The 13,947-nt window shown below is 43.7% G+C and carries 10 protein-coding genes and 1 tRNA gene; 4 read left to right on the top strand and 7 right to left on the bottom strand.

Going from position 1 to position 13,947, the window contains the following annotated elements:
* Positions 1-598 precede the first annotated feature (598 nt).
* Positions 599-1,708, top strand: coding sequence for an HlyD family secretion protein (locus AC5YBX_RS10000; protein WP_494523594.1), 1,110 nt, complete (start codon positions 599-601; stop codon positions 1,706-1,708).
* Positions 1,698-2,690 carry a DUF2955 domain-containing protein gene (locus AC5YBX_RS10005; protein ID WP_494518974.1) on the top strand — a complete coding sequence of 331 codons (993 nt, stop codon included), beginning with the start codon at positions 1,698-1,700 and terminating at the stop codon, positions 2,688-2,690. The genes AC5YBX_RS10000 and AC5YBX_RS10005 overlap by 11 nt, the downstream gene beginning before the upstream one ends.
* Before the next feature lie 348 nt (positions 2,691-3,038).
* On the opposite strand, the gene AC5YBX_RS10010 is transcribed toward AC5YBX_RS10005, so the two are convergent.
* A tRNA-Ser gene (locus AC5YBX_RS10010) sits at positions 3,039-3,129 on the bottom strand.
* 209 nt (positions 3,130-3,338) lie between these two features.
* On the opposite strand from AC5YBX_RS10010, the gene AC5YBX_RS10015 reads away from it, so the two are divergent.
* Positions 3,339-5,081, top strand: coding sequence for a S16 family serine protease (locus AC5YBX_RS10015; protein WP_494523595.1), 1,743 nt, complete (start codon positions 3,339-3,341; stop codon positions 5,079-5,081).
* Between the two features lie 66 nt (positions 5,082-5,147).
* The gene (gene fabA / locus AC5YBX_RS10020) at positions 5,148-5,663 is read left to right on the top strand and encodes a bifunctional 3-hydroxydecanoyl-ACP dehydratase/trans-2-decenoyl-ACP isomerase (protein WP_475514122.1); all 516 of its coding nucleotides are present in this window, start codon (positions 5,148-5,150) and stop codon (positions 5,661-5,663) included.
* An 82-nt stretch (positions 5,664-5,745) separates the two neighbouring features.
* Here fabA and rmf read toward each other — a convergent pair whose 3' ends face one another.
* The 6 genes from rmf to rlmKL all read right to left on the bottom strand — a co-directional run bounded on the left by rmf (position 5,746) and on the right by rlmKL (position 13,700).
* Positions 5,746-5,922 carry a ribosome modulation factor gene (gene rmf, locus AC5YBX_RS10025; protein WP_110458926.1) on the bottom strand — a complete coding sequence of 59 codons (177 nt, stop codon included), beginning with the start codon at positions 5,920-5,922 and terminating at the stop codon, positions 5,746-5,748.
* 167 nt (positions 5,923-6,089) lie between these two features.
* Positions 6,090-7,418: an IS4 family transposase gene (locus AC5YBX_RS10030; protein WP_494523596.1), complete on the bottom strand. Its 1,329-nt coding sequence runs from the start codon at positions 7,416-7,418 to the stop codon at positions 6,090-6,092.
* 136 nt (positions 7,419-7,554) lie between these two features.
* Positions 7,555-9,393: a DUF3466 family protein gene (locus AC5YBX_RS10035; RefSeq protein WP_494523597.1), complete on the bottom strand. Its 1,839-nt coding sequence runs from the start codon at positions 9,391-9,393 to the stop codon at positions 7,555-7,557.
* A gap of 27 nt (positions 9,394-9,420) precedes the next feature.
* Complete coding sequence (locus AC5YBX_RS10040) at positions 9,421-11,334, bottom strand: ABC transporter ATP-binding protein (RefSeq protein ID WP_494518971.1); 1,914 nt, start codon at positions 11,332-11,334, stop codon at positions 9,421-9,423.
* Between the two features lies 1 nt (position 11,335).
* On the bottom strand, positions 11,336-11,572 hold the full coding sequence (locus AC5YBX_RS10045) for a glutaredoxin family protein (protein ID WP_475514125.1): 237 nt from the start codon (positions 11,570-11,572) through the stop codon (positions 11,336-11,338).
* On the bottom strand, positions 11,565-13,700 hold the full coding sequence (gene rlmKL, locus AC5YBX_RS10050; RefSeq protein ID WP_494518970.1) for a bifunctional 23S rRNA (guanine(2069)-N(7))-methyltransferase RlmK/23S rRNA (guanine(2445)-N(2))-methyltransferase RlmL: 2,136 nt from the start codon (positions 13,698-13,700) through the stop codon (positions 11,565-11,567). Before rlmKL ends, AC5YBX_RS10045 begins: the two co-directional genes overlap by 8 nt.
* Positions 13,701-13,947 lie beyond the last annotated feature (247 nt).

Here is a 13,947-nt window from a genome sequence, read left to right on the forward strand (position 1 = left end):
TGGTCTGCTCCAGCTAAGCTACGCCTTAATAGCGAATCAAAGCTCAATCGCAATAAATTCACAATAGGGTCAAAGGTCAATACCAAGTGAAAGCTTTGTCAGCCTCAGGAGTGATAAACTGTGCAATCCATGGCTCTATTGCAGGCCATCACTCTATTACCGATAGAGAATGTGCATATAGCAATAAATATGCTAATCAATTCGAAATAAGGCCATGTAATAAGCCCTCTCGCTCACATTTGGGGTAGGTGTCACCTTGCCGTTAATCACCTCCTATTTATGCATTCAAAAACAAAAAATAACCTGCTAATGTTAAATTAGTTTAAAAGGGCAATTTAAAAAGCGCTGCTTGCTCATTAACGCCTGCACTCACGAGCATTATTTACAAAACATTATTTGGCTTATGTGTGGCTTTAGCAGTTATTTGAACTAAATACGCAAACTTAATAACGCTCTCTAATTCCACCGCTATAGTATTAGTTGGTTTGTTTTGTCTGTTTACTTTTGTGATTCGCCTTATGGAGGTCAGAGCCATAAAAGCGTTATCGAAAATGGTTAATTTACTTTAGCAAAACAAAAATGAGTTGAGGAAGACACAATGTCAGAAAATAACGACGTAACGGGCCCTGCAGCAGAAGATAATAAAAAGCTCAATCAAGCTCGCTCATTCACCTATTACATTTTTGCAATTGTGGTCAGTATTTGGCTCTACACCCTGTGGGCCGATCGAATGACCCCGATGACCGAACAGGCGAGAATTAATGGCCAAGTGATCCGCATTAGTCCTGAAGTGTCAGGGTCTATCGCCAAGGTCCACGTTGTTGATAATAGTCCTGTGCAAACAGGCGATGTGTTAGTGACTATAGACCCTCGCCCTTTTGAATTAGCCGTTAAAGCAGCAAGGTTAGATTTACAGCAAGCAGCACAATCTTATGAAGCTGACTCAGCTGCAATTAACGTGGCGAAAGCTAACGAGGTAGCTGCGCGTGTTAAGGTCAACAATGCAAAAAAAAATGTGGAACGTAACCGTGTATTAGCGCAAAGAGGCACCATTAGCCAAGCCACCATGGATGATCTTATTGCCGAACTCCAAACCGCAGAGGCCAACCTCGCTCAAGCCTCATCAGCACTCGAAAAAGCCAAACAAGAGTTTGGCCCCAGAGGCGAAGAAAACCCAGAGATACAAACGGTGCTAAATAAACTAGAGCAGTCGCTGCTCAATCTTAATCATACTAAGTTAGTCGCACCAGGTAATGGCGTGATGACCAATATGAATGTCGTAGTCGGAGATTATGCAGCCACTGGACAACCGTTACTTACCTTCATCAACAACCATCACCTTTGGCTCACCGCAATGGTCAGAGAGAACTCTTTAACACACTTAAAAGCTGGAGATAAGGTCAAAATTGTTTTTGATGCTTACCCAGGAGAAGTATTTAATGGTCAAATATCTTCAATTGGTTGGGGGAGTAGTGGCAACGGCAGCCTTGAGGAAAATGCGAGCAGTGGTCTTATTACCTCACCAACAAGCAGTCCAAAGGCACAACGTTTTCCCGTCAATATCGAGTTTTCAGACTTACCTGATAATATCAAGCTAAGATACAGTGGACGTGCGGTCGTCGGTTTTTACCCAAATGAAAGCTATATTGGAGAAAAATTACAAGATTTATGGATTTGGGCATGGAGCTATATTAGTTATGTATCGTAGTGCCGCTAACCCCCTCATTAGAGTTGCGTTATTTCCTGTTCTATTGCTCTTTTGGCAATATATATTCGGTACTGACTTGCCATTGCTAGCACCCGCAATGTGCGCAGTATTTTTAACAACAACTCATGAGCCGCCACCTCTCGCCATGGTGTTTATCATGGGGGGAATACTGTTTATCACCGCTTGGTTTCAAGCATTGATGAATAGTTTATTAGTCGATTACCCTCATGTTTATTACTTGTTTTTGTTTGGTGTTTTCTATTGGTGTATGGAACGGACGAGAAAAGATGCCCAAGACGTATTGGCAATACTGCTCATCGTATCCACCGTCATGATTGCAGTGTTTACCCAACAAAAAGGGATTAGTGTTGAGCAAATTCCGCTGGCGTTGTTAAAAAATATATTTATTGCTGGATTTACCGCTTATTTGGCTTACTTCATTTTTCCCGCTGGGGAGCCTCTTGCTAAAAATGTAACACCTCCATCATCTGCGATGAAATATCATTTTGATTGGCAAACCATGGTTAAGACGTTGATCATAATGATAGTCATGGTTTCTTCTATCGGTTTAGATCTAGAGCAAAGCACAATTATCACCATCATAGTGGCGTTGGTTATAAAAGATCCCGATCCCCTCATTGGTAAAGACTATGGCCTGAGAAGATTATTAACGACCTACGCGAGTGTGCTTTATGCGATACCACCGCTAATAATGAGCCTTTTACAGGTCAATTTGGTGGGTACCCTTGGCGTTGCACTCGTAAGTTCATTATTTATGGGGATTCATGCGGTAGCGAAACAAGCCAGTTATAATTCAATTCAGCTACTTTATTCCAGTTACGTGGTACTGGTGTTTTATGGCATCACCTCAACCAGTATTAACGCTATTACTGATGATTTGGTTCGATTTAGTTCCGTTTTTGCTGCAGTCTTGCTCGGGATAATGAGCTTAATCATTTTGCACCCAAGAGATAAAAGCTAACTTTACAATTCGCCTTATCTGCAGACTGTTAATCATTTCATCAACATACCGAATAAAATCATTAATTCATGTTTGATGGTCAATAGACTTAATGATTCTCTTGAGTGTGCCAGCGACATCAGTATTGCGCATGACAGCTTCTGACCTATCACGAGTCAACAAAGACACTTTAATATCAAAAGGGAAGCCTTTATCGCGTAACGACTTGGCTAAACAGATACGTGTGAAGTACACGTTATTGGGGGCTCTATAAAGGTACATTGTCTGAGTTAATCCTTAAGGAGAGCCCCTCAAACGCCAAAAACAAAAAAAGCCGTTGATAATCAACGGCTTTTCTCGTGTTTAATGTGGCGGAGAGATAGGGATTTGAACCCTAGATGGGCTATAAACCCATGCCGGTTTTCAAGACCGGTGCATTCGACCACTCTGCCATCTCTCCGAACGCCGGCAATACTATAAGCATAACGTTAAGATGTAAACCCAAATTCGTAAAATTCGTGCCACTTGTCGAAGAAATATACCAACCTACATTTTTCAACCAGCATCGATTGATAAAAATCGGTCTGTCATTGGCAAAATAGCGAAACTTAATAGGGCGACATCAAAATTGTGCTAACATCTGAGCATGTTTAAATAATACTCTCCAATATGAACGCGAATCCAATTGCTCCAGCTTCTCTTTCACCCTGTTTTGCTATCCCATCTATTGCTAATATCGTACCCACTCAACAAGCAAGGCTGCTGGGCCAGTCTCGAACGCTCGACGCTTTCTCCCTGTTAGCCAGCACCAGCGATCAGCATATGTATTTAGCCGATCAAAGTGGGATTGATAGAAAACGCTTTATTCAAGCCTTGGTTGAAAGTCAGCCGCTTCACACGGTGCAATATTTAAACCGCATAATCCAAGATGATCAACAAGCGACTCAAAACACTCAAATCAATAGTAACCTTGTATGGCAAGCCGAGCCCGGTGACGATAACCTCTGTGATAACACACGTCGCTATCGCTACCTTAGTGGCAATATTAAACGCCGCGACTTGATTGGGCACATCAGTAGTCTCAATTCGCAGCATTATCACCCTGGCGCCTTTGCTGATTGCCGTTACCTGTTTATCTGCGCTGAATCATTATGGAAACGCGAGGGATTATGGGAGTTAGTGTTACAGACTATAGATCGCGCTGAGTATAATATTCACTCTAATTGGCCTGCGATTGCACTTAACTGCAAAATTATTTTAGTCGGCAGTAGCGCACTTTATAGTGTCTCTTATATTGAAGAACGCCTATTTGCTAGCAACTTTTCCCTATTAGGGGAATTAGTCAATGAACTCACCCTACCTGAATTTTCTGAGCAAGATTACCTCCAATGGTTAGTCACGCTGGCGAGTGACAAAGGGATAACCCTAACGCAATCGGCATTGGCACCGCTATTTAACGTCAGTTCACGACTGGCAGACCATCAGCAACACCTAAGCTTGATGACCATTCCTATGGTGCAGTTAATGGAGCAAGCCTGCGCATATCGCCAGAGCCGAGAGTTAACTGATGCAGCAATAGCTCATGCGCTGGCACAACAAACCCAGCGCCATAACGCTTCTCAAACCCTGTCAGCACAAAGTTTTGATGATAACTTTATTAACCTGCCGACCAGCGGCACCATGATTGGTCAAATAAACGGCCTCACCGTATTGGATGCCGCCGAGTATTGCTACGGCGAGCCAGCACGCATTACCGCTTCGGTACATTATGGTGACGGTGAGGTAGCCGATATTGAACGTAAATCTGAGCTGGGCGGTAATATTCACGCAAAAGGCTTAATGATCCTCTCATCTTGCCTGTACCGTATTTTCGGTAAAGATGCGCCACTGCATTTAAATGCTAATATTGTGTTCGAACAGTCTTATCAAGAAATTGATGGTGACAGCGCTTCATTGGCCGAATACTGCGCCTTAATGTCTGCCATTGCTGAGCATCCTATTGAGCAAGGCATTGCAGCCACTGGCGCGATAGACCAATTTGGTCAAGTGCAAGCCATCGGTGGTGTTAATGAAAAAATTGAAGGCTTTTTTGCCCTGTGTCAACGCCGTGGACTCACTGGCAACCAAGGCGTTATTCTACCGAAATCTAATGTGCAACAACTGAATTTACACCAAGATGTGATTGATGCAGTCCATAGTAAACAGTTTCACTTGTACCAGGTTGAACACATCGATGAAGCCGTGACCATACTGATGAAGATGCCTGCGGGGATTCCTGATGAAAATGGCCAGTTCCCAGAAGACACCTTGTATCGCTTAGTACAAGACCGTTTAGAGGGCTTAGCGGGTTATCCAGACGAAGATGTCTCATTTTTTACTAAGTGGCTCGCGAAACTCAAACTTTCTAGCTGATCGGAGTTGTTTAGCTTACACGTGTTCGCTAACCTTGGCAGCTCAAATTGCGGAGTGAAGTTAATAATGAATAGAGCAAACAGTTTTAACAAAGAAGAATTAGTGGCTTGCGGTCACGGTACGTTATTTGGCGCCAACTCTCCTCGCCTCCCTATCGACAATATGTTGATGATTGACCGCATTACCAAGATTAATGCCGATGGTGGTGAATTTGGCAAAGGTGAGATTGTTGCCGAGCTGGATATTGATCCATCTCTTTGGTTTTTTGACTGTCACTTTCAAACCGATCCCGTGATGCCTGGTTGTTTAGGCCTTGATGCTATGTGGCAATTAGTCGGCTTTTTCCTTGGTTGGGAAGGCGCTGAAGGCAAAGGACGCGCATTAGGCGTGGGTGAAGTTAAATTTACTGGTCAAGTCTTGCCTGATGCCAAAAAGGTCACTTATAAGTTAACCATTAAGCGTAAAGTTTATCGTAAGCTTGTTATGGGTATCGCCGATGCTGTAATGGAAGTGGATGGCCGAGAAATCTATTCGGCTAAAGATCTAAAAGTGGGTATTTTCTCTGATACGTCAACTTTTTAATCGAATCATCTCCTTATCAGCAAGAGCTTGATATAAAAATGCCCTCTACAACCTAGAGGGCAACTCTCAATCACACTGCTAATTATTTATTAAACAGTCCACTTAGCCGTCCATCGACGCCTTCGCGCCATCCTCCTAACCAATGCGACTTTGAGTCTAATGTAGAATAAGGACAATTCTCTTTAGAGCGCCCTCCTATTCCGGCCTTAAATCCTTTTGAAAAAGCTCTATCTAGACGATCTCGTTTTTGTCTTTTCATGCAAGCATCCTCTGTTCGAAAATCCTAGAAGCGAAGCCAAAGCCTCATGGATACAAATAGAACGTTTTGCAGCTGAGATCAATCAAAAAAAGCGCTTTTTAAACGGTTATTTTTTAAGCTTATGAGTTCGTTGTTTAAAAAAAATCGAGGCATATGCCTAATGCCAGTCAGTTAAGCTGATTGGCATTTTTCTTTTTATGGGGATATTTGCTTGGTTTTGACTTTATAGCCCTTGGGTACACCCTATCTTCTCGTTTCGTTGGTAGCTCGAAGTTACCTAGCATTTCTATCAGTTGCTCGTAATGTTTGGGTAAATTTCCTGGGTTCATCAGTGGTAATCTTGCTAGGTAACTTAGTATCGTACTCGCACAATTACTGAAGCTGAGGCGATTGGCCCATATTCCTTTTCTTGATGCGGCCTCAGTCATTGCTTGACGCATCAGGTTGTAGCCAAGTAGTAAGCCCCAAAGTTCCTGTTCTACCATCTCTGATTTTTTACTTCTTAGCGTATACTCGCTGTTTAGTAGGGTTTGTTTCATCTCTCTGTAGCCAAGCTCTATTTCCCATCGATGATTATATAACTCAACGATGTCAGCACTTGGAAAGCGTAATGGGTCGACCATTGAGGTTAATACCTGATGCGTCTTACCTTTTATTGATTTTGTCACCAGCCTCGCTTCTATATGCGTCGGTAGCGCTGGGTTTTGTTGTCTGGCTTGGGCGGTTATTGCCAATTTCACCTGTTTATCTAACCGGCCATTTGAGTGTAAAACCTCGTACTGAAGCCCCTTTCTCGCAGGGATTAACCAGTGCCGCTCTTCACCACCTAGTTGCCATTGATGTAGCAAGTTTAAGGAGTAAAAACCTTTATCGAACATCGTGAGACTATGGTCTGGAGTTGACTGTATGAGCGCTTCTGCTAGCTTCATTTCACTCGTTTTATAACCATCAAACGCGCTATTTATCAGTTGATGGCTAGTGAGCTCCATATGACACACCATACGAACCTGAGGAAATGAGGTGTCACCATGTTGATTTGATGGTGAGCCAAAAGCATTACGATTATCAGCGGTGTCTTGAGTGCGCCAGACTACACCATCAACGGCTAATAAATTCAGTCCACACCATGTCTCAAATTGAGTGTTGCTATAGTAATGTTTTGCCATCATTTGAAAGGCATTTTTCATACTCTGCACACCTAACCTCTGGCGCCCTTGAACAAGAGCACTGGGGGCAATGAGCTTCTTTTTACCTGGTAGCATCAACTCCATATGAGTCGCAAGCTCCCATACAGACTGTTGTCGGTAAAAACTCATACCAATGACAGACCACATAACTGCATCAAGGGGTAAGCGACGTTTTCTTACTGTGGCGACCCCCGCAGTTTCAAAGGCTTGCTGGATGATGTTTTCATCCAATAAGTGATTAAGATTGGTAAAAGCTGTGGCTTCTTGGTGGTATTCAAAAGCGGTGCAGAAAGCTTGTTCTAAAGACATAAAAAAATCCAATATCATTTCTGATATTGGATTTTGAAGCCTTTTAAAGATCGGTCAACTGATCGTTTATATGCTTAACTGATCAGCATTAGGCATATGCCTCGATTTTTATTTCAATTTGTTCTAAGAACTATGATTAGCCTTTACGGCGTCTAAACCAGAGTAAAGGTAAAGTCAGAAGCCATATAAAACTGGCTGCGCCTTTACGCTCATAGTCACCATTACCCGAATTATCGCTCTCTTTTACAGTACAGGCGGCACCTGAATTAGATGGCTGCAGAACAACCATTCGAGGAATAAAGGCGGTCACAGGTTGGCCATCGGCATTGAGTAAAAATAACGGTTTACCATTATCACCAATCACCAAATTACCATTGCTGTCGAACTGGTAAGAAGGTTTACGAATAAATGCCGTACCCACTATGGTACCGTCTTCGTTGATACTGTTGGCTTCAACGATACGGATCTCACTTTCATAAGAGAGTAAATCACCATTGCCATCCGTTACTTCAACTTTATTACGTGTCCAATCGCCACTGTCGTCTTGGGTATAGCCTTTTGATTCACACACCAATAGTTCGTTAATATCGTAAAACTCATCACTATTTTTATCGAACAAGAAACCTGACTTTAATCTTGGTTTCTCTTTCTCACTAGTGGCTTCAATATAACCCACCACTTGATTTTTATTATTAATATCTCTTGGGCGCGAACTGCGATCCGAGATCCCTTGATAAAAATCATTTGGTGTTACGAAGCTAGGTGACGCTTGATTGGTATCTAAATAGAAAAATTTATCGCGAGCATAGCCTTCTAAGTATTGCTTATAGCTACCGACAAGGATGCCACTATCGTTAATATCATAGGCAATAGAAGAGAGCTGATCGTCCGTCATCTTAACCCAATGATATTGATAGGCGCCGTTACTGTCTTTTTTCCAGTAAGCAGCATCGAATGCCAGTTTATCGGTGTCGTTATTACGATAAACATGTGAGCGCCCCGCGACGGTGCCGTTCTTGTTAATCCCTAAACCTTGAGCGGTAAACACCACATCTGAAGTCGAGGTTAATCCCAGTGGCAACTCCGTAGCCACTACGCCACTATCATCAAGCTGCCATACCATGGCGCGAGTTTGATACAAAATACGGCGAAAGCCACCACTGTCTGGATATTGATTTAGCTGCACGCAAACATCGACTGGATAAACATCGCCAGCGATACAATCGTTAAGCCGTTCTGCACTACTTGCAGCGAGAGCTGTAGTGCCATAGCCAGTTATCTGATTATTATCATTAATCGCTGCGGCCACAGACACACCACCAACAATGACATCGGTATCGTCTTTTGTGTAAGTGGTATAAGGCGGCGCAATTGCGATATCGGTACCGTCGGCTTTTTTAACGAAAGCGCGCTCTTCAAACTCGCGGTAATACCAATATTCTTGCCCGGCAGTCTCGCCGGTATAAGCCACTTTTTGCTCTGGACCAGTGTAGCTGCCTACACGTAGTCCAGCGTTATTGATACCATAATAAGAAGCGTTAATTGAATTGATGGTCTCTGGGATATCTTCGTTGGTATCTTTTGGTGGCGTAGTACCAAATACCGAATCAAAGGTGGGTAGCCAGCTACCAGATGCGCCATTTCCCTCTGCGATGAAGGTGAAGTTATTGGCTTCAATAGGCGCATTTATTGAGTAAGTGACGAGCTGCTCAGGAGAAATTCCATCTTCAATATCGATGATGCTGTTATCGTCGTCATTAACTTCAAGCTTTTTCTTACCCTGCGAGATACCCACCAACTGGTTTTGTTGGTTAACAAACATGCCATAACCATTAATCGTCGAGGCTAAGGTACCATTAAGATCATAATCTTCAATATTTTGAATTTCATAAACGGGTGCGGCAGACACTGTCTGTAATGCACTGACAACACCAACCGCCACTAATGATAAGGCGCTATTAAACTTCAACTTCATTCACTAATTTCCTATTATTTTTATCGTTTATTTTAGCGCTTCTAGCTCTTCCCAACGCTCGAAACAAACTTCTAACTGCTGCTCTCGCTGTGCCAGTTCACTTAAACGACTGCTCACGACATCTTGTGCTTGAGCATAAAAATCCGGTTCACTAATTTGCGATTGTAAGGCTTCAATCTCAGCCTCTAATTGCTCCATTTTGGCCGGTAAACCTTCAAGTTCTCGTTGTAGCTTATAGGATAACTTTTTCTCAGGTTTAACCACAGGCTTAGCTTCTGGGGCTTGAGCAACTTTGGGTTGGACAGCGACTGGCGTCACTTGTTCCTCAGAATAAAATTTTGCGCCTTGCGACACCGCATCTTGATAACCACCAACGTATTCGCTCCAACCGCCATTACCGGTGAACCACCATGAACTGGTCACAGTGTTATCGATAAATGCACGGTCGTGGCTGACCAACAACAAGGTACCTTGATAATCAGTTAGCAAAGACTCTAACAATTCAAGCGTCTCAATATCAAGATCGTTCGTTGGCTCATCGAGAATAATTAAGTTTGCAGGCCGCAGCAATAGTCGCGCTAACAGCAGACGATTTTTTTCGCCGCCCGACAGTGCTTTAACTGGCGTACGGGCGCGCATGGGCGAAAACAGGAAATCTTGTAGATAGCTTAAAATATGCCTATCTTGGCCATTAATGGTGACGGTTTTCTTGCCTTCACCGACGTTTTCTTCAACTGTTTTCTCTGGGTCTAGCGCTTCGCGGTACTGGTCAAAATACGCCACCTCAAGCTTGGTACCCACTTTAATCTCGCCAGACTGAGGGGTTAATTGGCCAATCAATAGCTTAATTAACGTCGACTTACCACAGCCATTAGGACCAATTAACGCAATACGATCGCCACGCATCACACTAGTAGAGAAGTTCTTAACCAAATTTTTATCGGGTAAGTTGTAATTTAAGTCATTAACCTCAAATACCAACTTGCCTGAGCGTTCGGTATCGGCGACGGCCATCTTAGCGCCACCTTGGCGATTAATCCGTTCCATTCGCTCCATACGTAACGCTTTTAACGCCCGAACTCGGCCTTCGTTGCGGGTTCGACGTGCTTTAACGCCTTGACGGATCCAGGTTTCTTCATCGGCTAACTTTTTATCAAACTGGGCATTTTTTTCGCTTTCGACGCGCAACCATTCGGCTTTGCCGTCAAGATACGCCTGATAATTACCCGGCCATGATGTGACCACACCACGATCTAAATCGACAATTCGGGTTGCCATGCGTTGAATAAAGCCACGGTCATGACTGATAAACACGATAGCGCCGCGATAGTTGAGTAAAAAGGCTTCTAACCACTCAATGGTATCGATATCTAAATGGTTGGTCGGCTCATCGAGTAATAACAGATCGGGCTCACTGACCAGAGCTCGCGCTAGCGCTACTTTGCGCTGCCAACCACCAGATAAACTCATCAGGCTCGCATCGGCATCAAGACCTAAGAGTTCGCACGTTTGGTTAATTCTTGAGTCTAACTGCCAGCCATTAAGGTGGTCGATATCCTCTTGCAAACGCTCCATCTGTTTCAACATGCGATCCATCTCATCGACAGAGGCACTTGCAACATCATGGGAGAGCTGATGATAACGTTCTAATTTTTCACCAACTTCTTGTAAACCTGCGGCAATATAAGCATACACAGTTCCCTGCTCTGCTTTGGGAGGATCTTGTTGTAAGCGGCTGACTTTAATATCGGTGGCGATGTTAAATTCGCCTTCATCGAGCAACACATCACCACACAGCACTTTCATCAAACTCGATTTACCCGCACCGTTACGACCAACAATACAGACCCGTTCTCCCGGCTCTATGGTAAAGTCGGCGTGTTGCAGTAACGGCGTGTAACCGTAGGCTAATGAGCCATTGTTAATACGAACCAGACTCAATTTACGCTCCTATAAACTGTTTTAATTGTGAGATATCGAACGGCCAATTTAATTGGGCTTGCGTATCGGCACGCAAGAAAACAGGTATACGGGTGCCGTATTCCTGGGCTAATTCGTCGGTATCACAGATATCTTGCTTAACATAATCGATCCCTAAGGTATCAATTAATGCTTGTGCCTGTTCACACAGATGGCAAGCATCGGTGTGAAACAGGGTAAATAAAATACGATTAGGCATGGGTAATAAGCCAGGTATTGTGGATCTGAGGATTGCGTTTGTAATCCATAGGTAAGGTCTGGTTATCGATATTAGTCACCACTAAGCCGAGCTCAGCAAGCGCCTCACTTTCCATCTTAAACTTACGCTTATTATTAGAGAAGATGATCTCACCCTTTGGATTGAGCAGCTTCACTAATCCACTGAGCAAACTCACGTGGTCACGCTGCACATCGAATGAATCTTCCATGCGTTTAGAGTTAGAAAACGTCGGTGGATCGATAAAAATCAGATCGTACTTCTCTTGGCAATCAGCAATCCACTGTAAGCAATCGCTTTGAATAAACTGATATTGACGCCCAGATAGTCCATTTAAAGCAAAGTTATCTTGAGCCCAGCTTAAATAGGTATTTGACATATCCACGGTCGTGACCGACTTAGCCCCACCAAGTGCGGCATGTACCGATGCCGATCCTGTGTAGGCAAATAAATTCAATACCGAACGCCCTTTTGACTTTTCGCCCACTAGTTTACGGGTTAAACGGTGATCGAGGAACAAACCTGTATCTAAATAATCCTTCAGGTTTAACTTAAACTTAGCCCCATACTCTGTGGTAACCAGTTCCAATTTCTTGGCATCAAGCTTTTGATACTGATTGGTGCCTTTTTGACGCTCACGCGTCTTAAGAATAATCTTATCTGGATCGACCCCAATGGCATTAGGCAGTACTAATAATATATCGGTCAAACGGCGCTTAGTAACTGATTCTGGTATATCTTTAGGCGCTGAGTATTCTTGGATAACCACGTAATCTAGGTATTTATCCACTGCCACATTGTATTCAGGAATATCGGCATCATATAAACGATAGCTATCGATACCTTCGCGCTGAGCCCACTTACTTAATTGCTTAAAGTTCTTTTTGATTCGGTTAGCAAACGAGGTAGCCACTTCGCTAATCTCACCGCCTTGGGCCAACACTTGACTCGGTTCGATACGACGCGTGCTTTCGGCGTGCAGTGTATATAAGTTAAATGCACACTCTAACGCGCCATTGAACATTTTCATCTGTTTATCGGCTTTAAGTTTAAGCGCCGAGAGTAACTCAATATCGCTGTTGAGTACGGCGATTTTCCAGCCACCGAACTCACTCTTAAATTTGTCACCTAATTGATAATACAGCTGCAGCAGTGAAGTGACTGTGCCCAAACGCTCACCATAAGGTGGGTTGGTGATAATAAAACCTGTGGCAACAGGAGGCGTCACATCAAGCGCATTAGAAACGGAGAACTCAATTAACCCAGCAACGCCTGCATTTTCAGCATTACGTTTTGCCAGTGCCACCAGGCGTGAGTCGATGTCTGAACCAAAGAACTTGATTTGACAACGGCTGATACCCAGCGATGCACGCGCTTTGGCTTCATCCATCAAACCTTGCCACACACCGTCTTGATGACGTAACCATTTTTGAAAACCAAATTTAGCGCGATAAAGCGCAGGCGCTACGTCACAGGCCATCATCGCCGCTTCAATCAAAATCGTACCGCTACCACAGAAAGGATCGAGCACATCTTGCGGTGCCTCTTTCCAACCACTGCGCACGAGCATATTGGCCGCGAGGTTTTCTTTTAATGGCGCTTCACCCGTGGTGGCACGGTAGCCGCGCTGATGCAGTGCTGGACCAGAGAAATTGATCCCCAGCGTCACCTGACCACGGCGATAATGAGCATCAATCTTAAAGTCAGCATCGACGCGAGAGACGTTCGGACGTTCGCAACCATCGTCGCGAAAGCGATCCACTACCGCATCTTTAACCTTTAAGGCACCAAATTGGGAGTTTTTGATAAAGCCACCCACACCATGGAAATCGATGCTAAAGCTACTTTTATTCGAAAAGTGCGTCTGCCAATCGACACAATATGCTGCATTATAAAGCTGCTCGGGCGTTTCACACGGGCCTTTATAAATGACTAAAATAATACGGCTGGCAAGACGAGACCATAAGGTAATACGGTAAGCCAATTCCAGTGGTGCCGAAAAATACACCCCCGCAACACTTTCTTTAACGTCATTGGCACCAAGCTCGATTAATTCGAGCGATAATGCGTATTCATAGCCTCGTGGGGCTGCAGCAAAAAAATTCAACATGGATAAATAGACACACTTCAAAAATCAATCCGACATTATACCTTGTCCAACCATTAAAAGATAAAAAGTTCTAGCTATAGCTAGACATAAATTCCGCGATACGTTTAATAAGCCTGCAGAGTGCCGCTTTAATGAACGTCTAACAAGATAAAACCGATTGCCGCTTGCAATGCCATCTTGGTATCGATATAGTTCGCCCCGCTTTGAAGCACACCTAGTTACTCAGTGATTAAGCATGTTGACTAAG

The organism is Shewanella sp. 492, assembly GCF_059338445.1.

Excerpts from the sequence above, each read along its gene's own strand:
- AC5YBX_RS10000 (WP_494523594.1), top strand. The coding sequence starts at position 599 with ATGTCAGAAAATAACGACGTAACGGGCCCTGCAGCAGAAGATAATAAA.
- AC5YBX_RS10005 (WP_494518974.1), top strand. The coding sequence starts at position 1,698 with ATGTATCGTAGTGCCGCTAACCCCCTCATTAGAGTTGCGTTATTTCCT.
- AC5YBX_RS10015 (WP_494523595.1), top strand. The coding sequence starts at position 3,339 with ATGAACGCGAATCCAATTGCTCCAGCTTCTCTTTCACCCTGTTTTGCT.
- fabA (WP_475514122.1), top strand. The coding sequence starts at position 5,148 with ATGAATAGAGCAAACAGTTTTAACAAAGAAGAATTAGTGGCTTGCGGT.
- rmf (WP_110458926.1), bottom strand. The coding sequence starts at position 5,922 with ATGAAAAGACAAAAACGAGATCGTCTAGATAGAGCTTTTTCAAAAGGA.
- AC5YBX_RS10030 (WP_494523596.1), bottom strand. The coding sequence starts at position 7,418 with ATGTCTTTAGAACAAGCTTTCTGCACCGCTTTTGAATACCACCAAGAA.
- AC5YBX_RS10035 (WP_494523597.1), bottom strand. The coding sequence starts at position 9,393 with ATGAAGTTGAAGTTTAATAGCGCCTTATCATTAGTGGCGGTTGGTGTT.
- AC5YBX_RS10045 (WP_475514125.1), bottom strand. The coding sequence starts at position 11,572 with ATGCCTAATCGTATTTTATTTACCCTGTTTCACACCGATGCTTGCCAT.
- rlmKL (WP_494518970.1), bottom strand. The coding sequence starts at position 13,700 with ATGTTGAATTTTTTTGCTGCAGCCCCACGAGGCTATGAATACGCATTA.